The organism is Fibrella aquatilis (assembly GCF_017353255.1).
In the GTDB taxonomy this organism is placed as follows: Bacteria; Bacteroidota; Bacteroidia; order Cytophagales; family Spirosomataceae; genus Fibrella; species Fibrella aquatilis.
The window spans coordinates 114,632-140,280 of the sequence record NZ_JAFMYU010000002.1 but is presented as its reverse complement, the minus strand read 5'-3'; the positions used below and the strand labels follow the sequence as shown (position 1 = coordinate 140,280).

At 55.4% G+C, this 25,649-nt stretch carries 28 protein-coding genes; 17 read left to right on the top strand and 11 right to left on the bottom strand.

What is annotated here, in order from left to right:
- Positions 1-89: 89 nt before the first annotated feature.
- On the top strand, positions 90-722 hold the full coding sequence (locus J2I48_RS02935) for an outer membrane beta-barrel protein (RefSeq protein ID WP_207333898.1): 633 nt from the start codon (positions 90-92) through the stop codon (positions 720-722).
- Positions 723-729: 7 nt separating this feature from the next.
- On the opposite strand, the gene J2I48_RS02930 is transcribed toward J2I48_RS02935, so the two are convergent.
- From J2I48_RS02930 to J2I48_RS02920, 3 genes are all read right to left on the bottom strand, one after another.
- Positions 730-912 carry a hypothetical protein gene (locus J2I48_RS02930; RefSeq protein WP_207333897.1) on the bottom strand — a complete coding sequence of 61 codons (183 nt, stop codon included), beginning with the start codon at positions 910-912 and terminating at the stop codon, positions 730-732.
- A gap of 101 nt (positions 913-1,013) precedes the next feature.
- The gene (locus J2I48_RS02925; RefSeq protein WP_207333896.1) at positions 1,014-1,394 is read right to left on the bottom strand and encodes a DUF423 domain-containing protein; all 381 of its coding nucleotides are present in this window, start codon (positions 1,392-1,394) and stop codon (positions 1,014-1,016) included.
- Positions 1,395-1,545: 151 nt separating this feature from the next.
- Entirely contained in the window at positions 1,546-2,208 is a 663-nt protein-coding gene (locus tag J2I48_RS02920) for a YggS family pyridoxal phosphate-dependent enzyme (RefSeq protein WP_207333895.1), read from the bottom strand.
- 151 nt (positions 2,209-2,359) lie between these two features.
- Here J2I48_RS02920 and J2I48_RS02915 point away from each other — a divergent pair, with 151 nt between their 5' ends.
- From J2I48_RS02915 to J2I48_RS02855, 13 genes are all read left to right on the top strand, one after another.
- Positions 2,360-3,322 carry a DUF8428 domain-containing protein gene (locus tag J2I48_RS02915; RefSeq protein WP_207333894.1) on the top strand — a complete coding sequence of 321 codons (963 nt, stop codon included), beginning with the start codon at positions 2,360-2,362 and terminating at the stop codon, positions 3,320-3,322.
- A gap of 56 nt (positions 3,323-3,378) precedes the next feature.
- Entirely contained in the window at positions 3,379-3,747 is a 369-nt protein-coding gene (gene rpsF / locus J2I48_RS02910; protein WP_207333893.1) for a 30S ribosomal protein S6, read from the top strand.
- Positions 3,748-3,764: 17 nt separating this feature from the next.
- Positions 3,765-4,016, top strand: a complete 252-nt coding sequence (rpsR, locus tag J2I48_RS02905; protein WP_207333892.1) for a 30S ribosomal protein S18 — start codon at positions 3,765-3,767, stop codon at positions 4,014-4,016.
- A gap of 75 nt (positions 4,017-4,091) precedes the next feature.
- A complete protein-coding gene (gene rplI, locus J2I48_RS02900; RefSeq protein ID WP_207333891.1) occupies positions 4,092-4,535 on the top strand; it encodes a 50S ribosomal protein L9 in 444 nt (147 codons plus the stop codon).
- Between the two features lie 73 nt (positions 4,536-4,608).
- Positions 4,609-5,283 (top strand): heme exporter protein CcmB, encoded by a 675-nt coding sequence (locus J2I48_RS02895; RefSeq protein ID WP_207333890.1) that lies wholly within the window; start codon positions 4,609-4,611, stop codon positions 5,281-5,283.
- A gap of 107 nt (positions 5,284-5,390) precedes the next feature.
- On the top strand, positions 5,391-6,050 hold the full coding sequence (gene ccsA, locus J2I48_RS02890) for a cytochrome c biogenesis protein CcsA (RefSeq protein WP_207333889.1): 660 nt from the start codon (positions 5,391-5,393) through the stop codon (positions 6,048-6,050).
- Positions 6,051-6,176: 126 nt separating this feature from the next.
- A complete protein-coding gene (locus tag J2I48_RS02885) occupies positions 6,177-6,404 on the top strand; it encodes a CcmD family protein (protein WP_310587248.1) in 228 nt (75 codons plus the stop codon).
- A 16-nt stretch (positions 6,405-6,420) separates the two neighbouring features.
- Positions 6,421-6,861 carry a cytochrome c maturation protein CcmE domain-containing protein gene (locus J2I48_RS02880; protein ID WP_207333887.1) on the top strand — a complete coding sequence of 147 codons (441 nt, stop codon included), beginning with the start codon at positions 6,421-6,423 and terminating at the stop codon, positions 6,859-6,861.
- Complete coding sequence (locus tag J2I48_RS02875; RefSeq protein ID WP_207333886.1) at positions 6,858-7,055, top strand: hypothetical protein; 198 nt, start codon at positions 6,858-6,860, stop codon at positions 7,053-7,055. Before J2I48_RS02880 ends, J2I48_RS02875 begins: the two co-directional genes overlap by 4 nt.
- 84 nt (positions 7,056-7,139) lie before the next feature.
- On the top strand, positions 7,140-7,397 hold the full coding sequence (locus J2I48_RS02870) for a ParE family toxin-like protein (RefSeq protein ID WP_207333885.1): 258 nt from the start codon (positions 7,140-7,142) through the stop codon (positions 7,395-7,397).
- 5 nt (positions 7,398-7,402) lie between these two features.
- A complete protein-coding gene (ccsA, locus tag J2I48_RS02865) occupies positions 7,403-9,976 on the top strand; it encodes a cytochrome c biogenesis protein CcsA (protein ID WP_207333884.1) in 2,574 nt (857 codons plus the stop codon).
- The gene (locus J2I48_RS02860; RefSeq protein WP_207333883.1) at positions 9,973-10,239 is read left to right on the top strand and encodes a hypothetical protein; all 267 of its coding nucleotides are present in this window, start codon (positions 9,973-9,975) and stop codon (positions 10,237-10,239) included. The genes ccsA (J2I48_RS02865) and J2I48_RS02860 overlap by 4 nt, the downstream gene beginning before the upstream one ends.
- A 118-nt stretch (positions 10,240-10,357) precedes the next feature.
- Positions 10,358-11,632 (top strand): hemolysin family protein, encoded by a 1,275-nt coding sequence (locus J2I48_RS02855; protein WP_207333882.1) that lies wholly within the window; start codon positions 10,358-10,360, stop codon positions 11,630-11,632.
- A gap of 56 nt (positions 11,633-11,688) precedes the next feature.
- Here J2I48_RS02855 and J2I48_RS02850 read toward each other — a convergent pair whose 3' ends face one another.
- Positions 11,689-16,389 carry a translocation/assembly module TamB domain-containing protein gene (locus J2I48_RS02850; protein ID WP_207333881.1) on the bottom strand — a complete coding sequence of 1,567 codons (4,701 nt, stop codon included), beginning with the start codon at positions 16,387-16,389 and terminating at the stop codon, positions 11,689-11,691.
- A 362-nt stretch (positions 16,390-16,751) separates the two neighbouring features.
- Positions 16,752-17,141, bottom strand: coding sequence for a VOC family protein (locus J2I48_RS02845; protein ID WP_207333880.1), 390 nt, complete (start codon positions 17,139-17,141; stop codon positions 16,752-16,754).
- A gap of 25 nt (positions 17,142-17,166) precedes the next feature.
- On the opposite strand from J2I48_RS02845, the gene tsaD reads away from it, so the two are divergent.
- Genes tsaD through J2I48_RS02830 form a run of 3 tightly spaced genes read left to right on the top strand, consistent with a single transcriptional unit; the run spans position 17,167 to position 19,911 of the window.
- Positions 17,167-18,183: a tRNA (adenosine(37)-N6)-threonylcarbamoyltransferase complex transferase subunit TsaD gene (gene tsaD, locus J2I48_RS02840; protein WP_207333879.1), complete on the top strand. Its 1,017-nt coding sequence runs from the start codon at positions 17,167-17,169 to the stop codon at positions 18,181-18,183.
- A gap of 5 nt (positions 18,184-18,188) precedes the next feature.
- Entirely contained in the window at positions 18,189-19,067 is an 879-nt protein-coding gene (locus tag J2I48_RS02835) for an MOSC domain-containing protein (protein WP_207333878.1), read from the top strand.
- Between the two features lie 10 nt (positions 19,068-19,077).
- Positions 19,078-19,911, top strand: coding sequence for a hypothetical protein (locus tag J2I48_RS02830; RefSeq protein WP_207333877.1), 834 nt, complete (start codon positions 19,078-19,080; stop codon positions 19,909-19,911).
- Positions 19,912-19,986: 75 nt separating this feature from the next.
- Here J2I48_RS02830 and J2I48_RS02825 read toward each other — a convergent pair whose 3' ends face one another.
- The 6 genes from J2I48_RS02825 to J2I48_RS02800 form a co-directional block, all read right to left on the bottom strand.
- A complete protein-coding gene (locus tag J2I48_RS02825; protein ID WP_207333876.1) occupies positions 19,987-20,253 on the bottom strand; it encodes a NifU family protein in 267 nt (88 codons plus the stop codon).
- Between the two features lie 58 nt (positions 20,254-20,311).
- Positions 20,312-21,421, bottom strand: coding sequence for an Mrp/NBP35 family ATP-binding protein (locus tag J2I48_RS02820; protein WP_207333875.1), 1,110 nt, complete (start codon positions 21,419-21,421; stop codon positions 20,312-20,314).
- Between the two features lie 20 nt (positions 21,422-21,441).
- The gene (locus J2I48_RS02815) at positions 21,442-22,419 is read right to left on the bottom strand and encodes a GSCFA domain-containing protein (protein ID WP_207333874.1); all 978 of its coding nucleotides are present in this window, start codon (positions 22,417-22,419) and stop codon (positions 21,442-21,444) included.
- A gap of 20 nt (positions 22,420-22,439) precedes the next feature.
- A complete protein-coding gene (locus J2I48_RS02810) occupies positions 22,440-22,934 on the bottom strand; it encodes a methylated-DNA--[protein]-cysteine S-methyltransferase (RefSeq protein ID WP_207333873.1) in 495 nt (164 codons plus the stop codon).
- A 62-nt stretch (positions 22,935-22,996) separates the two neighbouring features.
- Complete coding sequence (locus J2I48_RS02805) at positions 22,997-23,404, bottom strand: response regulator (protein ID WP_207333872.1); 408 nt, start codon at positions 23,402-23,404, stop codon at positions 22,997-22,999.
- Between the two features lie 45 nt (positions 23,405-23,449).
- Entirely contained in the window at positions 23,450-25,609 is a 2,160-nt protein-coding gene (locus tag J2I48_RS02800; protein WP_207333871.1) for a S9 family peptidase, read from the bottom strand.
- Between the last annotated feature and the right edge of the window lie 40 nt (positions 25,610-25,649).

Here is a 25,649-nt window from a genome sequence, read left to right as displayed (position 1 = left end):
ACTTACGACTCTACGACTTAGGACTTCCTGACAACTTTGTGTTTTATAAACTATTTTGTTACTTGTCGTTTCATTCAACCAATCACTTTATGAAAAACGGCATAGTAACAATGGCCTTATTGGCCATGAGTCTGGTGGGGTATGGTCAGGCCATGAAGGGCGACCGGCTGGTGGGGGCGCAAGTGGCAAACATCAATTTTCGTTCAGCCAGTGGCACCGATTTGGTATCCGGGCAATTATCGCCGACGGTGGGCTGGCTGGTGAGCGACAGAACGGTAATAGGCATTGGGGTGCCTATCTATCTGCTGAGTTTTACGTCTAATAACCAGCTTGGAGGAAGCAGTAGCACCAAAACGTCTATTGTTCAACTGGGCCTGGCACCGTTTGTTAGGCAATACCTCAACAGCGGCATGACACGCCCTTACCTGGGTGCGGGGCTATCCTACGCCAACACCACTGTCAGCAGCAAATCGGGCACTCAGACGTTCAGCGACAACAGTAACAGCGGTCTGGGCTATAACCTTAGCCTGGGCGTAGCCTTTTTTCTGAATCGGCATGTCAGCCTGGACCTGGCTGGTATTTACAGCGGCGACTTCGACAAGAACAATCCTGCTACATTGTTGGGGTCGAGCAATACCAACCTGCTGGGTAGTCTGGGTGGCAATTCGTTTACCATTGGCGTTGGCTTCAACATTTTCCTGGCCAGGGGGCGAGGTATGTAGGCGTGCACTAGTTAGTAAACGTGCACTCCAGAATCTGGTGGCCCTTCAGCGGCACCGGAATAACCCGCACCACCTGAACCTGCCCGCTGGCCATAAACGCTTCAATTTGGTAACGGCTGGTTTCGTCTACCACATAGAAATGAGGAAACAGACCGCGATTTAACTCTGCGGGCAGGACAACGTTGGTCACAGCATAGTAGTCACGTAGCGAAAGGCTATGTTGCCTAAGCAGGATGCATTATGAGTAAGCGGTAGCTAATGCTATGCTGTACGCGACTGGTTTATACCTGTCTATTTCACCGCCCAAAACAGCAATGCCCACCCAGCAATCATAAACAGGCCACCCAGGGGCGTGATGGCACCCAGCCATGTAACGCCGGTTAGGCACAGGATATATAAAGAACCGGAGAAGATCAACACCCCAATCAGGAAGCTGTAGCCCGACCAGTTAAGGTACTTCAACGCGTCGGGGTTACTGGCCAGTTGCTGCATCAATATTCCTACCAGCACCAGCGCTAGGGCGTGGTAAAACTGGTATTTCACCGCCGTTTCAAAGGTATCTATGCGGCCCGCAGCTGTCAGTTTAGCCCGCAGACTATGCGCGCCAAACGCGCCAATACCCACCCCAAAAAGGCCTAGCAACGCGCCAGCCTGAAGGAAGAATTTAACCATAATTATGTAGTGATGAGTGGTGAAAGAGTAGTGATAAGTGATGAACGATGAGTGGTGAGTTTGCTTCCGCCCCCGTATTTGCTCTGGCGGAAGCAAACTCACCACTCATCGTTCATCACTTATCACTACTCTTTCACCACTCATCACTAGTTTAGTTTCTACTGCCAAAAATAGCACTGCCTACGCGCACCATGGTGCTGCCCTCCTCTACCGCTATCAGGTAATCGCTGCTCATACCCATCGACAGCTCGCGGAAGGCCACATTGGGGCGATGAATAGGCTTTAGCGCATCGAAAAGTTGTTTCAGGCCGCTGAACTCGTAGCGTATCTGCGCCTGATCGTTGGTGTTGGTGGCAATGCCCATCAGGCCTACGATGCAGATGTGTTGCAGCGCATCCAGCGCAGGCGACTGTAGCAGGTCAATGGCCTCTTCGGGCGAGAAGCCGAATTTGGTGTCCTCCTGAGCAATGAAGATCTGCAACAGGCACTCGATCACCCGGTCGTTTTTGCGAGCCTGTTTATCAATTTCCTCCAGCAGTTTCAGGCTGTCCACCGACTCGATCAGGGCCACAAACGGGGCGATGTACTTAACCTTGTTGGTTTGCAAATGACCAATCTGGTGCCACTGCACGTCGGCGGGGAGTTGCGGCTGTTTTTCAGCCATTTCCTGCACGCGGTTCTCGCCAAAATGACGACACCCGGCATCATAGGCCTCCTGCAACAGGGCTACGGGCTTGGTTTTGGTAACGGCCGTGAGCGTAGCCCGGTGGCCCAACTGTGCTTCAATTTGGGCAATAGATTCAGAAATGGTCATTTGCCGTTTGGGAAGAATGTATGTAATGTGGTTTGAGTTACAGGCATAATGGCGTAGTTTTTGGCCGTCAACAGCCCAAACCGGTGTGGCTTTATACCATTTTCGGGTGGGTTACCGTTTCCAGTCTAACCGCATCTCCACGTATCCTGTTATGGAACAAAGACCCGTAAAGCAAAATAGTAGCCGTAATTTTCTCATCATCGCGCTGTTGGCGTTGGCCGCGCTCAACGTGATGCTGTTGTATTTCTGGTACCAGGAAAAAGAAAACAACAAGACCAAAGATGCCACCATTGCCGCCAAAACCGAAGAGGTGCTGGTGACGAAGATGAAGCTGGACTCTATTGCCGGTCAGCTCGATGCCAAAATTGCCGAGATTCAACAGCTTGGCGGCAGCGTCGATTCGCTCCTAAAGGTGAAGGAACAAATTGAAAGCGACCGCATCAAACTCCGCGACGTATCGAACTTCGACGGGCGGGCTTACCAGCAAAAGATCAATAACTACCAGAACCTGCTGGCCGAAAAGGACGTCGAAATAGCCCGATTACGAGAAGAAAACGGCATTCTGAATGAAGACAACACCATTCTAAAAAGCGAAAACACGGCGCTACGCACCGAGCGAAAAACCCTGGTCGACACTGTGGAGAGCTATGCCAGCCAAACCAGGCAGGTGAAAGCTCAAAATCGCGAGCTTGCCGACAAAGTCACCGTAGCCGCCGCCCTCCATGCCGACGACATTATGGTGACGGCCCTCAACGCCAAAGGCAAAGAAAAAGACGGCGGCAGCTACAAGGCCAAGCGGCTCGACAAAGTGAAGGTGACGTTCCGCCTGCCGCAGAACCCCCTCACCGAGCAAAACGCCAAGGACATCTACCTCCGCATTCTGGACCCCACCGGTGCCGTCATTGCCGACATGGCTACCGGTTCGGGCGAGTTTACATATGCCAACAAAGACATGGTCTACACCGCCATGCAGCGCATCGACTACGACAATTCGGGACAGCAGGTGTCGTTTGTTTACGGCCGGGGCGGGCAGCGCTTCACTGAAGGCCGCCACACGATAGAGATCTATTCCGAAGGATTCCGCATCGGGCAGGGCGAGTTTACTGTGAAATAATTCACGATTTATTTCTTACCTTTGCGCCCTCATTTACAAAAACAAATAAGTTTATCATGTTCCAAAAGAACTACGAGACGGTGTTCATCCTGACTCCCGTTTTATCTGAACAACAGATAAAGGACGCCGTCGACAAGTATCGTACCCTGCTTACCGGCAACGGGTCCGAGATTGTTCACGAATACAGCATGGGTTTGCGCAAATTGGCTTACCCGATCAAAAACAAGAATACGGGCTACTATCAGGTATTCGAGTTTAAGTGTGACCCCGCCCTGATCGAGAAACTCAACATTGAGTACCTCCGTGACGAGCGTATCCTGCGCGATTTGACGACGGTGTTGGACAAACACGCCATCGACTACAACGACCGCAAGAAAAACGGGTTGGTCGGTAAGAAAAAAACGGAAACATCAGACGCCCGGTAACCGGCGCAACAGAACTCATGAGCTTACAGAACGAATCAATGAATAGCGGCGAAGTCCGCAAGAAGTACTGCCGTTTCAAGAAAGCGGGTATTAAGTACATCGACTACAAAGACCCTAACTTCCTGTTGAAGTTGCTCAACGATCAGGGCCGCATTCTGCCCCGGCGTTTAACGGGCACCAGCCTGAAGTATCAGCGTAAAGTGGCCGTGGCCGTAAAACGCGCCCGCCACCTGGCCCTGCTCCCATTCGTAGCCGATTCACTTAAATAGAGTTTACAGTTTTCAGTTGCTTTGCGCTGAAGAGTAAACTGGAAACTCTAAACTGCAAAACTCCTTTTTTCAGAAATGGAAATCATTCTCAAAACCGATATCACCGGATTGGGGTATAAGAACGACACGGTCGAGGTGAAGCCCGGCTATGGTCGTAACTACCTGATCCCGCAGGGCTTTGCCATGATGGCAACACCCTCGAACAAAAAGATCATTGCCGAAAACATTCGTCAGGCTGCTCACAAAGTGGAGAAACTGAAGAATGACGCCGTAGCCATGGCCGAACAGCTTGGCGACGTTAAGCTGACCCTGGCTGCCAAAGCCGGCGAAAGCGGCAAAATCTTTGGTCGTGTTACCAACACGCAGATTGCCGATGCTCTCCGCGAGAAAGGCTTCGACATCGACCGGAAGAAAATCACCATCGAAGACGTGAAAACGCTCGGTGAATACCAGGCTACTATCGACCTTCACAAAGAAGTGAAGCACATGGTAACGGTAGAAGTAGTTGCCGCCGAATAAGCGACGCTATCGATAGCTATACAGACGCCGACGTGGAGCAACTCACGTCGGCGTTTTTGTTGTATATCCCGCTATGTACCAATCCATAAACCAAATAGGAGCACTGGTGGCCAAAGAGTTCCGGCTTGAGTGGCGGCAGCGGTATGCGCTTAACGGTATGCTCCTGTATATTGTGGGGGCCGTTTTTGTGTGCTACCTGGGGTTCAACGCCCGCCGGGGCCAATTGCTGCCCATTGTCTGGAACACCCTGTTCTGGATTATCCAGCTGTTTTCGGCTATCAACGCCATTGCCAAAACCTTTGTGCAGGAACGGGCCGGGCGGCAGCTTTACTACTACACCCTGGCCAGTCCGCAGCAGATCATCATCGCCAAAATCATCTACAACATCGGGCTGATGCTGGTGCTGTCGCTGCTGGGGTTTGCCGTCTATGCCTTTGTGCTGGGCAACATGGCGCAGGACTGGCAACTGTACCTGGGCAGTCTGCTGCTGGGAGCGGTGGGTTTTGCGGCTTCGCTGACGCTGGTGGCAGGCATTGCCGCCAAAGCCGAAAACTCGGCCACGCTTATGGCCATCCTGAGCTTCCCGGTCATCCTGCCCCTACTGCTGCTGCTGCTGCGTGTGTCGAAAAACGCCATGGACGGCCTGGAGCGCTCGGCCAGCCGCGACGAACTGCTCTCTATTTTCGCCATTGATGCTATCGTTCTGGCACTTTCCGTACTCCTATTTCCGTTCATCTGGAAAAGCTAACAAACATGTTCAAGGTTTAACGTCTGATGTTTAAAGTTGCTTCGCGTATTACCGTAATACGCGAAGCAACTTTAAACATCAGACGTTAAACCTTGAACAGATCTTTTATGAAAGCACACTGGTGGAAGGCCCTGGCGGTCTTGATTCTGACCTATACCGTTTTTTGGGGGTTGCTGGGACCTACGCCCCGGCAGCCGATCCTGAACGAGAGCATCCGCAACGTGTATTTCCACGTGCCACTCTGGTTTGCTATGATCACGCTCATGCTAACGTCGATGATATTTGCTATTCGCTACTTACGGAGTGGTGATCTGGCGCATGATACAGTCTCTGTACAATTCGCCAACACGGCCATTGTGTTTGGTATCCTGGGCTGCGCTACCGGAGCCGTTTGGGCGAACTACACCTGGGGCGAACCATGGCCAAATGACCCCAAACTGAATAGTGTGGCGGTAAGTATGCTCTTATACCTGGCTTATCTGGTGCTGCGGGGGGCTTTCGATGATGAACAACGTCGTGCCCGCATTTCGGCTGTTTATAATATTCTGGCGTTTGCGGTCTTCATTCCGTTAATTTTCATCATTCCCCGCATGACCGATTCACTACATCCTGGCAACGGCGGCAACCCGGCTTTCGGTAAGTACGACATGAATAGTCAGATGCGGATGGTGTTCTATCCGGCCATCATCGGGTTCACGCTGCTGGGTGTCTGGATCACGCAGTTACAGGTTCGTTTGCGGCGGTTGCAGGTAGTGATGGAAGACTAAATAGCCTACACGTTTAGGCGAATGAAACGGGCCGTATCTTTGTTGAAAAATAAAGGGGTGGCCCGTTTCTTTTTGCCCCATACACCACATATGAGCCGTTCTTTTTTGTCTCGTTTTTCCCTGATAATGACCCTGTTGCTTGTCAGCCAAAACCTGATGGCCCAACAAACCGTTGAGATGGCCGATCAGCTTCGTGCCGATGGTAAAATCTGGGTGGTTGTGGCCGTAATCGCCACCGTCTTTTTTGGCATCATCATCTACCTCGTTAGCCTCGACCGGAAGATCGGCAAGCTGGAGCGCGAGGTGGGCGAACAGCAGTTGCAGTCAGCTAAACGTCCAGTATCTAAGATCTAATAGTCAGCGTCCTGTTATGAAACTTTCGCACATCATTGGCATTATCGTTATCGCAGTGGCCATCGGCATTGTGGCCACCGCCACCGGCGACGCCAGCACCTACGTTACTTTCGGCAAAGCACAATTGCTGGCTAAAGACGGTGACGCTGACCTGGTTCATGTAGTAGGCAAAGTGAAAAAAGGGGCCGACGGCAAAGCCGAGGGCATCGTATACCAGCCCCAAATTGACCCCAACCATTTCGAGTTCACCCTGGTCGATAACGAAAACAAGGTGCAGAAATGCGTCTACAACAGCCCTAAACCCCAGGATTTCGACCGGTCTGAGCAGATCGTGGTGATTGGTGCTATGCAGGGTGACCATTTCCAGGCCAACAAAATCCTGCTCAAATGCCCGTCTAAATACCAGGACGGCAAACTCGACGTAACGGAGCACGAAGCAAAAACAGCAACGCTATGAGCCTACAGGAAATTGAAATTGCTATCACCAAGTTACCGGCTGATGAGATAAAGACATTGGCCGATTGGTTCACAGAATATCAGGAGGACCTTTGGGACAAGCAGATCGAAGAGGATGCAAAGGCTGGTCGGTTAGACAAACTAATTAATCAAGCGAAGGAGCATATTCGGCAAAGAACAACTAGTCCTCTATAGGGACCGATTCTATAACAGAAAGAGGTCAAGGTCACCGACCTACAGTGGGCGTACTTTTATGGTTATACTAACCGATTGTTTAGAATGACCCATAAAACTACGCCAGAGTTCTGGGAGCTTTATTACAAGCTTCCTGTCTCGGTTCAGCGCACTGCTGATAAAAACTACGAATTACTTAAGGCTGACTCTTATTACCCTTCACTTCATTTTAAAGAGGTAAAACCCGATTTGTGGTCGGTGAGAGCAGGGAAAGGTTATCGGGCATTAGCTTACATAAACAACCAAGAGTGCGTCTGGTTCTGGATTGGCTCACATGCTGAATACGACCATTTGATTAAATAAACAACATGGATTTTACCGTTGGAAACCTTGGGCACCTGTTTGTCATCCTGTCGTTTGTGACGGCGTTGGTGGCCACGTTTGCTTATTTGAAAACAACCCTGGCCACCCAACCCGCCGACGAGGCGCACTGGAAAGGGTTGGCGCGGTCGGCGTTTTACGTGCATGGCGCGGCCATCATTGGGGTAGTAGCCTCGCTGTTTTTCATTATCTACAACCACCGGTTCGAGTACCAGTATGCCTGGAGCCACTCGTCGCGGGCACTGCCGGTGCATTTTATGATCTCCTGCTTCTGGGAAGGTCAGGAAGGCAGTTTCTTGCTCTGGCTCTTCTGGAACGCCGTATTGGGTGCCGTTCTCACACGCTCGGCCCGGAATTGGGAGGGGCCACTGATGACCGTGTTTGCCTTGGTGCAGGTGTTCCTGGCCTCTATGATTCTGGGGGTGGCCGTGGGTGATCTGAAAATTGGTTCGTCGCCGTTTATGCTGCTCAAAGAAGCCATGCCCGACGCGCCGGTGTTTACCATGGACCCCAACTTTATTCCGAAAGATGGCAAGGGCCTCAACCCGCTGTTGCAGAACTACTGGATGGTCATTCACCCACCCACGCTGTTTCTCGGCTTTGCCCTCACGCTGGTGCCCTTTGCTTATTGCATGGCCGGTCTCTGGCAAAACAAACCGCTGGACTGGGTTCGTCCTGCTCAACCCTGGATGCTGGTGGGGGCCGTGGTGCTGGGCGTGGGCATTATGATGGGTGGCTACTGGGCCTACGAGACGCTGAACTTCGGCGGCTACTGGAACTGGGACCCCGTTGAAAATGCCGTGTTTGTACCCTGGCTTATCATGATCGCAGCCATCCACATGATGCTGATTGCCAAACGGTCGTCGGCAGGGGCTAAGGCGGCCATTATCCTGACGGTGGCGCAGTTTCTGCTTATTCTGTACTCGACTTTTCTGGCGCGGAGTGGCATTTTGGGCAACGCTTCGGTCCACTCGTTTACTGACCTTGGGCTATCGGGGCAGTTGCTGCTTTATCTGGTAGCCTTTCTGGTGATCGCCGTTGGGCTGATGGCCGCGAAATGGCACCTGATTGCCAGCGACGAAAAAGAACTCTCGACCTATAACAAAGAAACCTGGCTGCTCATTGGGGCGCTGGTGCTGTGCCTGGCTGGTTTCCAAATCATCTTCACCACCTCGTTTCCGGTGTTTAACAAGATTGCCGAGGTGTTTGGCAAGAACGCCAATATTGCCCCTCCCGGCGATCAGGTGGCCCACTACAATAAATTCCAGATCTGGTTTTTCAGCATCATTGCCCTGCTCACGGGCGTGGGGCAGTATATGTGGTGGCGCAAGATTGGCAAAGGCAACCTGGACGGCCTCACCACTCCTGCTGTGCTGGCCCTGCTGGCGTCTGCCGCGCTGATCTATTTTGGCGACGTGAAGAACCCCGTTTTCATGGTGCTGCTCACCACGTCAATGTTTGCCCTGATGGCCAATGGTGCCATTTTGCTGGGCATTGCGCAGGGCAACTACCGGGTGTCGGGTGGGGCGGTGACGCACATGGGCGTGGCGCTGATGCTGCTGGGCATTCTGTTTTCGTCGGGCTATTCCAAAGTGGTGTCGATCAATAATAGCGGCCTGCTGATCTCAAACAACGCCGAGTTTACGAAAGACGACAACAAGGGAAACAAAGAGAACGTGCTGCTGTGGCTGAACCTGTCGGAACGTATGGGCGACTACCAGATGACCTACCGGGGACAGCGTATCGAGGTGCGCGATATGCCCGGCTACCAGCCCCGCAAGGCCGTCACGGTGATCGAGGGTGACTTCCACGGTATTGCCGAGCAGGACTTGGCCTATAACGGCAAAGTGTATCACCACAAAGGCGATACGGTGGCCCTGTACCCCGAAAACACATATTATGAAGTAGAATACCGCGACCAGAAAGGCAAAGTGTTTTCGCTGTATCCACGGGCACAGGTGAACGACAAGATGGGCCTGCTGGCCTCGCCCGACATTAAGCGCAGGGCAGGCCGCGACCTCTACACTTTCGTCTCTTCCGTTCCTGACCCCACCGCCGAAAGCCGCTGGGAAAAGACCGAGAAGTACAGCGTGGCTATCCGCGACACGTTTTTCCTGAACGACTACGTAGCCATTCTGGACGAGGTAAAAAAGGTGAACGACGTACCGGGCATGACCATGCAGCCCAACGATATTGCCGTGCAGGCTAGCATCCGGGTGCTCTACAAAGACCATGTGGTGATGCTCCACCCCGCGTTTGTGGTTCGCGACAAAGCGTTTGCCAGCCCACCCGATATCAGCGACGAGATTGGCGTGCGTATTCAGTTGGCTATGATCGACCCTAAGACGGGCCTGTTCACCTTCAATGTGAACCGCACTCAGCGCGACTACATTGTAATGAAGGCATCGGAGAAACCGCTGATTAACCTGCTCTGGATCGGTACGCTGGTGCTGGTTGTCGGCTTCACTATGTCGTCGGTGCGCCGTTACCGCGAGAGTGGTAAACTGGCCGTAAAAGCAGACAAGGAAGCGCGGAAGACGTTGACGACTTCTTCCCTATGAAACTACGCGACACCGCACTGCTTTCTTTGTTTATCGGTAGTCTGTTTATCTGGGCGCTGGAGGCTCGGCGGGCGGGCTTTCTGGAAAGCTACCCCGCCCTTATGATGGCGCTGGTGTTTCTGTTTGCGTACCAGTTTTTCCGGTACCGGGATCGGCAGAGTCAAAAAGAGGTATCGCCCACGATCAAACAGATGATCGAAACCCGCAAAAAAGCAGCGGCTAACAAAGGGAATAAGAAGCAAGAGGTAAGAGGCAAGAAGTGAGAGGTGAGAGATAAGAAGCAAGAGACAAGACTTCTTTTTTCTTGCTTCTTATCTCTCACCTCTCATTTCCTGCCGCTCACCTCTTGCTTCTTGTTTCTCATATCTTGCCTCTCATTCTATGACGTACATTCTGCTTGGTGCCCTGCTCGCCCTGGTTGCTACCGGTTTTTTTGCGGCGGTCGAAACGGCCTATAGTTCGGTAAACCGGCTCTACTTTGACCTCCACAGCAAGCAGGGGCCGCTGGGCGAAAAGCTGGTGACCAAGTTTCTGAAGAACCCGATCCTGTTTATCGGTACTACGCTCACCGGCAATACCCTGTTTCTGGTACTCTACGCCGTGCTGGGCGTAACGGCTCTGAACCCCTTGCTGGAGCGCCTTTTGCCCGACGCCTTCGATAGCCCCGTGGCGTTGCTGGCTATTGAAACAGTTGTACTGACGCTGATTTTCTTACCCTTCGCCGACTACTTGCCCAAAAGCCTCGCCCTTATTCACCCCGACGCCTTTCTGGAACGGCTGGCCGTGCCGCTCTGGGTGATCTACCAGGCTATTGCGCCGCTGGTGCGGGTGCTGGTGAGCCTGGCCCGGCTAATCAACAAGTACATCCTGCGCCAGAACGTAGATGAAATTCGCCCCGTTTTTGGCCTCACCGATCTTAATAACTACCTCCAGCAATTGAACCAGAACCCCACCGAAAGTGAGCAGGATGTGGAGGTAGACACCCGCATTTTCAATAACGCCATCGAGTTTCGCGATGTGCGCGTGCGCGACTGCCTGGTACCCCGCACCGAAATTGCCGCCGTAGACGTTGATGATTCCATTGACGAACTGCGCGAGACGTTTCAGCAAAGTGGCCACTCGAAGATTCTGGTTTACCGCGAAAGTATCGACGATATCATTGGCTATTGCCACGCCACAGCCCTGTTCAAAAAACCGCAACGCATCGACACCATCCTATCGCCGCTGATCACGGTGCCCCAAACCATGCCCGCCAATGATCTGCTGCTGCGTTTTTTGTCGGAACGGAAGAGCCTGGCTCTGGTAGTCGATGAGTTTGGCGGTACGGCGGGAATCATCACCGTTGAAGACATTGTGGAGCAGATTTTCGGGGAAATCCAGGACGAATATGACAATAACGAAGACTGGATTGAGCAACAGATCGATGCTACAACCTACCGGCTGTCGGCGCGGCATGAGATCGATGACCTGAACGAGAAATACGATTGGAGCCTGCCAGAGGGCGATTATGATACCCTCAGCGGCCTGATCCTTTCCATCAACGAAGACCTGCCCAGCGTAGGCGACGTGTTTCAGGTACCACCCTACACCATCACGGTTGAGGCCGTCAAAGGCACCCGCATCGAGACCGTTCGGGTGTCGGTGGGGAAGGAATAAAGAGGAAGTTTTTAGGGGCCTCTTGAACGCACTGATGCCATCACCCCCTTACCCCTTCACTGGCTTTCCGTTAGCCGCATCGACGTAGACGCTGGCGGCACAGACAGGGGCTGTGTGCCGGTGCTGGGCGGCGCGGGTTGCGACTCGTTGGGGATGGTGACGCCCGGCTTGGGAGCTTTACCACCAAAAATCCGGTTGAACGACCGGGTGTAGAGCAGGCTCAACCCGCCACTGGTGGTCAACGTGGCCGAGTTGTAGATCGACTGGCCCAGGGCGCTCTGCTGGTTGCGGTTGTACATTTTGGCCCGCAGCCGACCGTCGGCGGTGAGCCAGTATTCCAGCGTCCATTCGCCCAGGAGGCTGGCGGCGCTGGCCTGACTCTGGCCATAGGTGAAGCCCCCGTCGCGGCTGACGCGCAGGCGGTCGTTGAGCAGCCGGTACGAAAAGCGCAGTTGCAGGTTGTTCAGCAGGTTATCGTTGGCCTGCAAATTAACGGCGTTGGCCCCCAGCACATTGCCCAAATTCCCCAGCGATACCCCCAGATCGAGCTTGTCGCCCACGTTGGAAAAGACCTTGTTCAACAGGTTCGAGGCGATCTCGCCGGCGGCATTGCCAATAGCCCCATCCTGACTGAACAGGTTCGAGCCTTCGGGAATTAACTGGTTGAATAACAGCAGACTAGACACCTGCCGGGTTAGCTCCTGGTCGTTGCTCTGAATCCGGTTTTCAAAGGCCGTTACCGCCTGCCGAAACTCACCCGACGCGGGGTATTCTTTCACCTTCAGGTCAAACGACACGTCGGGCGTGGTGAGCAAACCCGTCAGCCGAATCAGCACGTCGACGGGGTAACGGCGGCTGCGGTCGGGCGAGTTGCTGGTGATGCTGGAGCTGGTGTTGGCCAATAGCGCACCCAGCGCCGTCGACTGCGTGTAGGCGGCGGTTACGTCCATTACTGCGCCGTAGGGGTCGCCGGTCCAGGTAAGGCGGCTGCCGGGCTGAATCAGGAATTTCTTCTTAATCAGATTTTGAAACGTAAACGTATAATCGCCCTGGGTGATGCCGTACGAACCGGTCATGCTGAAATCACCCCGCGTGTCGATCTTCATGGCAATCCGCCCCTCGCCCTTCGTGCGGATAATGTCGCCGGTTTGGCGGTCAAGCTGCACCTCGCACTCGGCGTCGGGTGTAATGTCGAATTTCAGGTCCAGGTTCAGGCCCGACAAATCGACGGTGGGGCTGGTCTTTACCGTGTCTTTGGTATCGACCTGCCGCCGACTCACAAACTCGATATAGTCCTGGTCGGCCACGCTGGCGGCACCGTCCATCGGAATATAAATCCGGGTGCCCCTATTGCTGAGCAAATCGGCCTGCACCGTCAGGTTAGAAAGCGGCCCGTACAACTGCGCCTTGCCCGTCACGATGCCTTGTCCGTAGAATACATCGCTGTTTTTGTCTTTGGGCGTGGTATTCAGGATCTTGAACTTGTCCAGATCGGCGTCGAAGTTCAGCTGGAAGTACTTGAAATTGTCGTGATACACCCCACCGCGAATCACGGCGGTGTTGCCGTCGGCGTCGCGCAGGACCATGCGGCGGGTGATAATCTCGTTCTCGCCGAAGTAGATTTTATTGTCGAAAAACAGGTCTGCCTTGAGGTAGTCGAAAGTGGTGCGGCCCTTCACCACGTCGATAGCCCCGCTCAGCAGCGGCGCTTTGGGCGTGCCTTTAATATCGACCTGCCCCAGTAGCGTGCCGCCGAAATTCGAGAAAATATCTTTGGTAAACGGAGCTACCAGCCGCAGTTCGGCATTGTTGAAAATGGCCCGCAACGCCAGCGAATTAGCCGAAAGCCCCGGCGTGTAGCTGCCTATGAGCGTGAGCACGTCGCCGCCATCACGAATCAGGCGTGTATCTACATTCACCCGCTGTGCGGCCGGGTCGTAGGTACCCTGCCCAACCAGATCACCAATTTCGGCACCATCGTAGGCCAGCTTAGCCACGTTGAGCTTGCTTTCCAGAATGGCCGATCCATACAGGTTTCGCAGCAGCACCGTACCGTTCAGAATGCCGCCTATTTTGGTATTCAGCACCGGGTTGAGCGAGCTTAGCTGGAAATCGCGGGCGGCCAGATCAAGCCGTTGGGTACTATCGGCCGAGACTTTGCCGTTGGCCGTAATAAACTGATTATCGTGCGATATGGTCAGGTTTTGCAGCATAAACTCGTCACCTACCACCCGCACCAGGCTGGCCGGGTTGAGCGTCCAGTCGGTGTCGAGCAACCGCAACCGCGACTTGCGAAACGTCAGGTCAACGGCATCGCCTTTAAACTGCAATGCCCCGTTCAGATCAGCCTGATTGGTGGTGCCCGCCTGCTGTACGCTACTCGTAAATTCGATGTGATCCTGATCCCACGAGGCTTCCACTTCCAGGCCCTCAGTGGGTGCCAGTTTACCCAGCTTCTGCCGCGCCGACGACAGAATAGCCGACGCCAGTACGGCCTCGCCGTTGGTGAATTTCGACGTGTTCAAATCCAGTTCGGTATGCCCAAACTGGTAGCCGAGGTAGCTCACCGAGTCGGTAGCTACGTTGGTAGTCAGAAACTGCGTGTTGTCAGACGTGAACCGACCAGCCACGCGGGTACCGGGGGCTACGTAGGCCGGTGGACCCAGAAAAGCCAGCAGCGGGCGGGCATTGCGCACCGTAAACAGGTAATCAATCTGGTAGGGCAACGGCTTTTTCAGCAGCGCAGTGGCCGTTTTCCGGGCGTAATAGTCGGCCCGACCCACGGCATCTCCCCCAAAATAGAGCTTGTATTCGTTCACCAGTTGCGCCAGGTCGGCCAGGGTACGCTTGGGCTGGTAATTGCCCTGCAACCGCGCCGAAAAGAAGTCAGAATCAATGTTGAGGTATCGGTTCTGATTCCCCTCGATGGTCGACACCATCGCCAGCGTGTCGATAGCCAGGTTACGCCCGTTCAGGGTCAGAAACGCATCGCGGAAGTTGGCCGTACCCGTCAGCTGATCGACCGAATTGCCTTCCAGTTCGGCGTTTAGGTAGGCGCTAACTACCAGTGAGTCAGTCAAATATCCCAACGCCCGAAGGTCGGCTTGTTGCACGGTGCCGCGCACGTCGAAGCGATTTCGGGGGCCGCGCAGGTCAAATTGTCCGTCGAGGTTGAGTTTGGCGTTGGGGTCACGCAAGGCCACGTGCCCGTCGAAATAGGCCTTCTGGAGGTTGCCTTGCAGGCTCAGGTTTTTGTACAAATACCCGTCGAAACCCAGCCGTGCAAACTGCCCGTCAACGTCGGCAGAGGCTTTGCTCAAATCGGTACCGCGCCCATGCAGCCGCCCGTGGCCATCTACAGTTTCGATAGTGCCGGGCTGATCAATTAGCTCACCTACGCGGAAGTTTTCGGCGGTCAGGTCAGCATCGTAGGTAGTCTGATCGGGGTTGTCGGCCAGTTTCAGTTTCAGGCTGCCCGCCACCCGACCCAGGGCCGTATTGAGCTGTCCCCTGGTGTTAAAGTCGCTGAAGGTACCGGCAAAGTTGGCATTGAACGCCAGCACGTTGATCTTGTTGGCCAGCCTGGTAAAGGCTGGGTCGGGGTAGTACTGATGCACGTCGGCCATGACCACGGTAGAGGGTTTGAACCGCCAGTCGACGCGCAGGTGGTCGAGGTCGGGCAGACCCACGAAGGCCAGATCGCCCGTCAGTCGGCTGCGGCTCTGCGGGCCAAAGCGCAGGTCGGTGTTCACCAGCGACAGATCGACCACCCGCCCGCGCATATTGCCCGACAGCGTCCAGGTTTCGTTGAGACCACGGACGTATTCTGAGAAAGCCCCCAGATCGGCCGAATGGATGATGCTGTTGGTAAAATTGGCGCGGATGGCCACCTTCTCATTGAAGTCGCCCATATCGCCGGGGCGGTTGAACGAAAAGGCCACGTAGTCGCGGATGATGGAGTTGTTGACCACCATGTAGAGCTGGTCGAACTCCATTTTTTTGGCCGAATACAGAAACTTCGTATCCATGCGCTTCACCGCCAGCCCGGTCTTGCTGTCGGTGGTTCGGAGGTGGTTCACGTCCAGCGCAATGGTGTCGCCCAGCACCAGAAAGTCTTTTACATTGCCCTGAATGCCCGACAACCGGATGTGGTTATAGTCGAAATCTTTGGGGTGCGACATGTATTTCTCGCGGGGGTCATCCATCGAAAATGCGCCATCTACTACCGACACCCGGCCAATAGTAAACGGCGTATGCACGTCGCTGGCGGGGGCGTTGGGGTCGGAGGTAAGCCGCTCAATGGCCGCAATGAAATCGTCGAAGTTGAGGTCGCCCGTCTTTTCGTTGTAGATAAACTGCACGTTGGGCCGGTAGAGCACTACTTCATCCAGGTGCGTATCGGTACGGCGGGGGTCGGTGGGGCGGCGTTTGGTAATGAGGTTACCCAGCCAGGTGGGCAGCCCCGACAAATCGGCCAGGTTGCCCAGGTCATAGTTTACCTCCAGCCGCCCAATCTGAATCATGGGTCGCCGCTGAAAATCCCGTACGTTCACGTCTTCCAGCGTCAGCGTGTCGAACCACTTGATAGAGGCCCCGCCAATAGCCACCTGCATTCCCAGGCGTTCGGTGGCCCATTTGGCAGCCCGCTGCACCATATAGGTCTGCACGGGTGGCAATTGTACCAGCACCCACACCGACGCCAGCACCAGCAATAACAGCAGGATAGTCTTCAGCAGTATGTTGACAAATGTCCGCATTCAGGGGTGGGGTGGGCGTTTGAAACGGAGATTGTCACCAGCAATCTGGTACGATTCCGTTCCTTAGAGCAAGCCAGCGCGCGAACGTTTAGCGGTGTATGCTCTAAACGGCAAAAGTCGCTATTTCGTTATAGAGAGGCAACTTTTGTAGAGTAAACGGCGGATTCTAAGGGGACCGTTGATTAAGTTGATTAGGCCAGTGCGCCAGCGCAGGATTTGCACAGTTTTTTTTGGACAGGCTTGGCAGGATTTCAGGATTAACAGGATTTTTCATACTCTGTCTGTTTGCTCAGAGTAACTCAGAAGTAATAAGAAATCCTGTTAATTCTGAAATCCTGCCAAGCCTGTCCAAAAAAAACGCCTCAAACCTTTGGCTGGATCAAATCCCACAAATTCCCGTAGAGATCGGCGAAGACAGCAACGGTGCCGTAGGGTTCTTCTACGGGGTCGCGCACGAATTGCACACCGTTTTTGCGGTACTGATTGTAGTCGCGCCAGAAATCGTCGGTATTCAGGAAGAGAAAGACGCGGCCTCCGGTTTGGTTGCCAACGCGGCTTTGCTGGGCTTCGCCGTCGGCTTTGGCGAGTAGCAGGCAGCAGCCCGAATCGGCCGAGGGCGACACCCGCACCCAGCGTTTAGTCGGACTGAGGGCCGTGTCTTCCATCAGCACAAAATTCAGTTCGTCTACATAAAAGCGGATGGCTTCGTCGTAATCAGCCACGACAAGAGCGAGGTGAGCAAGATGGCGCATGGGGGAAAGTCGTAATTTTGCCCAAATGATAGTATTAGCTATTGAATCGTCGTGTGATGAAACCTCGGCAGCGGTGCTGGTCGACGGGCAAATCCGTTCCAACATCATTGCGACGCAACTCATTCACGAACAATATGGCGGGGTGGTGCCTGAACTAGCCTCGCGGGCGCATCAGCAGCATATTGTGCGGGTGGTCGCGCAGGCCCTCGCCGAGGCGAAGGTAGCCAAAACCGACCTCTCGGCGGTGGCGTTTACGCGGGGGCCGGGCCTCCTGGGTGCGCTGCTGGTGGGGGCGTCGTTTGCCAAAGCGATGGCTCTGGGGCTGAACATCCCGCTTATAGAAGTGAACCACATGCAGGCCCACGTGCTGGCCCATTTCATTGCCGACGCCGAAACTCCCTACGCCAAAGGCCCCGGCTTTCCGTTTATCTGCCTTACCGTCAGCGGCGGCCATACGCAGCTGGTACGGGTAGATGCCCCGCTGGATATGCACGTGATTGGCCAGACGCAGGACGACGCCGTGGGCGAAGCCTTCGACAAATCGGCGAAGCTGCTGGGCCTCCCCTACCCCGGCGGACCGCTCATAGACCGCTACGCCAAACAAGGCAACCCCCTGGCGTTCAAGTTGCCTACTACCGAGATGCCGGGCCTCGATTTTTCCTTCAGCGGCATTAAAACGGCCATTATGTATTTCCTGCGGGATAAAACGAAACAGAATCCCAGCTTCGTGGCCGACAACCTGCCCGACATTTGCGCCAGCATTCAGCACACGCTGGTACAGATGCTACTGACCAAACTGAAACGCGCCATGCACGAAACAGGTATCCGGCAGGTGGCTATTGCAGGGGGTGTTTCGGCCAACAGCGGCCTGCGAACGGCCCTTAATCAGTTGGGGCAGGACCAGGGCTGGAACGTGTTCATTCCCAAATTTGAATACTGCACCGACAATGCCGCCATGATTGCCATGGCGGGCTATTTCAAGTATCAACAACACGACTTCGTCGGCCAGGACATAAGCCCCCTGCCGAGGTTAGCCCTGTGAAGCGCATGATCTTAAAATCCATCCACCTCTACCCCATCAAATCGCTCGGTGGCATTTCGGTGCCAGACGCGGTGCTTGACCCGCGGGGGCTACGCTACGACCGGCGCTATATGCTGGTGACACCGTCGGGCGATTTCATTACCCAGCGCAGCAGTCACCAGATGGCCCTCATCGACGTGGCCATAGATGTAGCCGCCAACGAATTGCGCGTGTGGCACCGCCATGCGCCAACCGACGTGCTGACCCTGCCGCTGGTACCCGATCCATCCGATGAACCCAACTACCCGGTCAACATCTGGGACAGCGAAGGCGTATCGGCGCAGCCCATTGGCCCGGCTGCCGATGCCTGGTTTACAAAAGTGCTGAACAAGCCCTGTCGACTGGTCTACATGCCCGACAGCACCCAGCGCACCATCACGAGTAGCCACATCCGACCCGACGTGATTACTGACGAAACCGTGAGCTTCGCCGACGGCTTCCCTATCCTGGTTGTTACCGAATCGTCGCTTCATGAACTGAACCGGCGCATTGGTCAGGAGCAGGAACAAGGCATGGAAATGGCGCGTTTTCGGCCAAATATGGTTGTGGAGGGCCTTTGCTGGCCTCACGATGAAGACACTTGGGGCACGTTCCAGCTTGGCGGGGCCACGCTACACGGGGTGAAGCCATGCAGCCGCTGCGTGCTCACCACCCTCGACCCCGCCACCGGCCAACAGGGCAAAGAACCCCTGCGTAGCCTGGCCACCTACCGTTCGGCCCGCAACAAAATTCTCTTCGGCGAAAACGTCATGGTCAACCCCACCTCTGCAGGCCAGACCATTTCCGTAGGTGACGCCATCCAGGTGCTGGAGCGAAAAGAACCGTGGCTTCTGGTAGGAGTTTAAACACTTTTTCATGCTTCGCCCCTTTATCTATTTGAGTTTGCCCGTGGTGCTGGGGGCGGTTTTTTCCAACCGCTTCGCCGCACGTTTGTCTGATGTTGACCCCGTGCATTGGGCCACTACGCCGTTGCTGGCCATTGTGGTCTGGGCCATCTACACCGCCGACCGCCTCCTCGACGTGCGCAAGCCGCTGGCGCCCAACACGGGCCGACATCGGTTTCACGCCGCCAACGCCGATTTGCTTTGGGGCATCGTGGGTGGGGCGCTGGCGGTGGGGGCCATCCTGGTGTTTTTCCTGCCCGGCACCGTCGTCAAGTTCGGGGCGGTGCTGGGCATCATCTGCGTGGCCTATGTAGTGGGAGTCTCGCAGGTACCGAATCAGAGCACTTTTTTAGTCCTGAAAGAACCGCTGGTAGCCCTGCTCTTCACGGCGGGCATCTGGGGCAGCGTGTGGGTACAGCGGGCCGAACTGGGTTGGCCTTTCAAAGCCGAAGCGGCCCTGTTTCTGGGCATCGCCTTTCAGAATATCCTCTTGTTTTCGGTTTTTGAATACCGCGAAAACCCGACCACCACGGGGCCGTCGCTGGCTACGTTCTGGGGTGCCGACCGTTGCGAGGTTATCCTGCGCTGGCTCACGCTGCTGCTGGTGGCGGGGGCACTGGCGGTCTGTTTCACCGCCGACGATTCGGGTGGGGGGGCGCGGTTCACACAACGGTCGTCGCTGATGCTGGCCATTATGAGCTTAGTGCTCTACGCCATTGCCCGGTACCCCGACTACTTCGGTCGCCACGGCCGGTACCGTTTCTTTGCCGACGCCGTCTTCTGGCTGCCGGTTCTGGTGCTTTAAGGGGAGTTTAAGGTTTAACGTCTAAGGTTGGCTGACGCATACACTCTTGCGTCAGCCAACCTTAGACGTTAAACCTTAAACTCCCCTTAAAGTAAGGTTCACCGCTTCTACGCGGGTTACTTCGGGGACGGCGCGGAGGATGGCTTCTTCCAGGCCCCCTTTGAAGGTCATGGCCGACATGGGGCAACTGCCGCACGAGCCGAGCAGTTCGAGACGGACTACGCCCTCGTCCGACACATCGAGCACCTTTACGTTGCCGCCGTCAGTAGCCAAATAGGGCCTCATGCTGTCGAGAGCCTTATCGACGCGGTCAATCAGCGGGAGTGAGTTGGCAACAAGCATAGATACAGTTGGGAGAGCTAACGCTAGTAAAGATACAAAAAAGCGGGCAACCCGCCATCTACGTCCGTGTAAACTCTACGCGTTTGGTTTGGTCCTGTGTGGCGTTGCGGATAGCCACCCGCCGCGCCAACGACTCAGCCGCACCACGGAACGCCTCCGAGGCAATGGGTTCACCCGACACGATGGCGGGTTTACCTTCATCACCCGCTTCGCGGATGCTTTGCACCAGCGGAATTTGCCCCAGCAACGGCACGTCGAAACGCTCCGACAATTGCTGAGCGCCACCACTACCGAATATAAAATACTGATGGTCAGGCAGTTCAGCAGGGGTGAAGTAGGCCATGTTTTCTACGATACCCAGCACCGGCACGTTGATCTGCGGCTGCCGGAACATAGCTAAACCTTTGATGGCGTCGGCGATGGCTACCTTCTGAGGAGTCGTTACGATGATAGCCCCGGTAACCGGTACCGTCTGCACCAGCGAAAGATGGATGTCGCCCGTGCCGGGGGGGAGGTCAATGAGCAGGTAGTCCAATTCGCCCCATTCGGTGTCGGAGAAGAACTGTTGCAACGCCCGGCTTGCCACCGGTCCGCGCCAGAGCATAGCCTGATCGGGCGGTACCAAAAAGCCAATCGACATAAGTTTAATGCCAAACTGCTGGATGGGTTGCAACCGATTTTGCCCGTCTACCTGAGTAATCTGCGGCTGCATGTCTTCGGCCCCAAACATGACCGGAATAGACGGACCGTAGATATCGGCGTCGATGATGCCCACCTTCGCACCCGATTTATGAAGCGCAATAGCCAGGTTGGCCGTCACCGTCGATTTACCCACGCCCCCCTTTCCCGACGCCACGGCGATGATGTTTTTCACCCCTGGCAGCAGCGGGGCGTTGTTGCGGGTAGAGGTCACGTTGGCCGTCATGTCTACCTGCACGGCCACTTCGGGGCCAATGTGTTCGTGAATGGCCACCTCGCACCGTTGCCGGATCAGTTCTTTCAGCGGACAGGCGGGCGTGGTGAGTACCACCGTAAACCGCACAGAGTCAACACCCAGCGTAATATTTGTTACCATCCCCAACGACACAATGTCGCGCTTGAGGTCGGGTTCTTCCACATGCCCCAGGGCCGCAAGAACTGTTTGTTCGGTGAGTTTATAACTTGACATAAAAGAGAGTATACTGTAAACTACCCTTGTAAACGTTGTTGCAGTTCGGCCCGTTCGGTGGTAGTGTCAATTGATGGGGGGAGCGCCTCGATTTGGGCTAGCAGACGGGCCAAAAACTGCTGATGAGCAGGTGTGTTGCCATGCAAGGGCCGGTGCGCCAAGCCTTGTCGAATGGTTGTCCACTGGTCAACAAAGGCACGAAGGTCGGGCGAAAAGGCGGCCTCGGCAAACTTGCCGAACACGTAATCGTGCGCCTGCGCGTTGGGGTGAATCAGGTCGGCTTCGTAAAATCGGTAGTCGCGGAGGTCATCCAGTACCAGTTCGTAAGCCGGGAAATAGTGTGTCTGTGTGTGTAGCAGGGGCATTTCGGCGCAGAGCGTTCGCAACAGGGCTTTGCTGGCCCCGTTCAAGGTGAGGCCGTCACGCACGTGCCGTACCGGGCTTACCGTGAGTACCACCTGCATGGCGGGGTTGTAAGCGCGCAGCAGGGCTAACAACTCGGTCAGGCTATTCCGGACGGTATCAATTGGGCAGAGGTATTTGTCGAAAAGATATCCCGGCATCTTATGGCAATTAGCCACCACCTGCCCCGTTTCTACCTGCCGATACACCACCGCCGACCCCAGCGTGAGCAACAGCCAATTCGCTTTTTGCAGTACCTGCCCAACCTCAGCCAAAATGCGTAACAACTTGCCTGTCAAATCATTCCGTGTATTTCCCCAAAACGTCGAATGGAAATCGTAATGAAACCAAAGGCCCTCGCGCTGCACGTACAACGCCTCATCAGGCATGCCGCCTGCCAACCCCAGGGCCACCACTTTGGCAATCGAGAGAGGATTAAACAGCGTACCCAGCGGGTTTACCGCCGTAACTAATTTGTTATCGGCCAGGCGTTGGCCCATCACCTCGGCAAAGCACGAACCCACAGTCACGACCCGGTCGCCCAGTTGCAGGGCCACGGGCAGTTTATCGGGCGTGAGTTCAGTGCGGAAGCGCATGGGGGTAGGCAACCACTAACCTAAAAAAGAGCCAATTGCCCTGCGGGGGATTTCTGGCGTGAGCCTTCGTGTTCCAGCAGCCACTGTTTGCGCCATAGGCCCCCGGCGTAGCCCGTCAGACTGCCGTTAGAGCCGATGATGCGGTGGCAGGGCACCACAATGGCCAGCGGATTGCGTCCGTTGGCGGCGGCCACCGCGCGGATGGCCTTCTCATCGCCCAGTTGCCGCGAGAGTTCGAGGTACGAGGCCGTTTTACCAAATGGCACGGTGAGTAGGGCCTCCCACACCCGGCGCTGAAACTCAGTACCGATGGGATTGATGGCGAAATCGAAGGTGTGGCGTTCGCCGTTGAAATAGGCTGTCAATTGCTCATGGGCGGCTTGCAGGGGGGCAGGCAAACCCACGGGCAGGGGCAAATCGGGCATGGGATCATCTAAACAACTGATTGCCAGCACACCCGATTTATCGCCCGTAATACGAATCGTGCCGAGCGGTGAGGTAAGATACGAAACCATAGAGCGGATAGTTGGTCCCAGCCAGGACGAGGCTGTTTCGGCTGGGCGACATACTCCACAAGTTAAGCAAAATACTGCCGCAGTACCTCGTCGAGCATGGTTTTCGTGAGCGGTTTGTTGCGGTAGCCGGTCACCTCGTTAAACTGCCCGGCCCGTTGCGCATCGGCGGGGTTGAGCGAGGTGGTGAGCATCATCACGACCACTTCACTTTTCAGACTCGTATCCAGTTTGTGGTACTCTTCCAGGAACTCAAACCCATTCATACCCGGCATATTGATGTCAAGCAAAATCACTTCGGGCCGTACATAATCTGGTGAGCTTATATTGCTGAGATAAGCAAGGGCATCGGCACCATTCTCAGCCACGCGAACGGTGTCGCAGTGGCCCCAATCATCTATCACCAGTTGGTGGATATAGTTATCATCCGGGTCATCATCGACCAGCATAATACATTGAATCTGTTTTTTCATAATCTCATACGTTGACTAAAACACCCCCCTCAGCTACCAGTTTCCTCATTTCTTGGGAGTGGTACCCAATGAACGCGGTACCGGCAGATAGTACTGCAAAAACCTATCCATCGCGCCATAAACGGCTAGCCAACTTTTGTGCAACAGAAAACCATGTACCTCATCGGGTAGTATAAGCACGTCGGTGGGCACGTGTTGGCTGCGCAGCTTTTGCACTAAATCAACTGTTTCAGCAAAGGCCACGTTGCGGTCGTCGTCGCCGTGGATAAATAGGCAAGGCGACCGCCATCTGCTTAGATCGGCATTGGGCGACGAGGCCAGCGCTTCTTTGGTTTCGGCCTCGCCAATGCCCCAGTCGCCCCCCGGCGAAAACATATTGCCCCGCCACGACCAGTCGTGCACTCCGTGAAGGTCAACGCCACAGGCAAACAAATCGGAGTTGCGAGCCAAGCCCAGGGCAGTAAGGTAGCCGCCATATGACCCACCCCAGAGGCCCAGCCGTTTGGGGTCAACGGCTGGGTGGTTTTGCAGAAATGTTGCCGCCGCCAGCACGTCCTGGTACTCCGACGCTCCACGTGGCCCCTGTTTGTCGGCCCGCCGAAAGGCCCGTCCGTAGCCAATGCCCGCCCGGTAATTGACCGCCAGCACCACGTAGCCTTGTTGCGCCAAGTACTGATTCATGGCATAGGCGTTGGCATAATAAATGCCCCGGTAGTGCCAGCCCAGCAGCATTTGTCGCATGGGTCCGCCGTGGAAAAACAGCAGCGCGGGGCGTTGCTTGGGGGCCGTGGTGGTTGGGAGCAGTCCAGCCGGGGGCAATCCAGCCGGGGGCAATCCAGCCGGGGGCAAGAACAGTTGTCCATGCACCACCAGCCCGTCGGCAGCGGCAAATGTAATGGCCTGCGGCTCGGTGAGGGCTGCTTTGGGGAAGGTGTTGGGCCACTTGGCCGGAAAGAGCGCGGTGGTCTTGGGGTTGGTCATACTGCGCCAGGCAATGCCCGTGGGTTCGTTCCAGGCAGCGTCGCGGTAGACTAGCGTTTGCCCCACTACCACCGGGTCTGTATCAATGCCTTTTCCCGACGTAAGTTGCTCACGATGAGCTGTTTCAACATTCACCCGCCACAGGTGCCGCCGGTCGGTGTCGGCCTCGTTACTGGCATAATAGAGGTAGCGTCCGTCGGCCGACAGGCATGTTTCTTCCACTTCGAATGCCCCCGGCATGAGGTCTACAGGCGTGTTGGCGCGGGTGGGGGCGACTTTGTAAACGTGCATCCAGCCATCGTGTTCCGAGAAAAAGAGCAGCTGATTTTGGCGGGTCCAGCGGAGGGGCGCAGTGGGGTAATATTGGGCAAAGCCGCCATCGTCGCCGGGCGAATGCCATATCTCGCGGCCCTGTCCGGTAGCTACGTCGGCCACCCAGATGGCAAAGGGTCGCCCACCCTGAATATTCTCCAGTTCGCCATGTCTGCTGCCCGGCACCCGCTCAAATGCCACCTGCCGCCCATCGGGCGACCACACCGGAAACTGATCACGGTCTACCCCTGCTGCCAGCCAGTTTATCTGCTGATTATCAAGTAAATATATGCCGATTAAGCTGTGGTAACCCCGGTAAGAAGCAAACAGTATACGCCGTCCGTCGGGCGAAAACGAGTAGTCGGCCTGGCTGCCCCGCGCCGTAAACAGGCGGGTTGGTGCTGGGTGGATTTTGTCGCTTATCGTGGCCAGATACAGTTGTCCACCGTTACCATATACCAGGCGCTTGCCCTCCGGAGACCATACCGGATGGCTGCCCACCCCCACCCGAATAGGCTCGGCCGTACCGGTTGTCGAGACCACGTAAACGGCCTGTTCGGCAGAGGTTGGGCTACTGGTGGGGTTGGGACTGACGCCTTCTTTGTTCTTACCTGTGCCACGCACATAAGCCACCCATCGGCCATCGGGCGACAGCGTCAGGTCGTTCAGGTCCTGCCCGTCGTCGGTGCGTTGTTGGGTAAGCTGACGGAGTTTGGCATCAGGAAATGTAGCCGTCCAGATGTTCCGCACACCCCGTTCCGTCACCAGCCATACTACCCTGTCGCCCACCCCCGTCAGGTTCGACGAGTACGGCGCCGACAACACGCCATCAATCGTAAATAATTGATGTTGAGCTACTAATGAATCAAAGGTGAGCCATAGCAATAGCGTCAGGTAGCAAGTGGGGTGCATGGGTGTCGCGTTGAGTTGCCAAGATAATGGCTCATGGGCA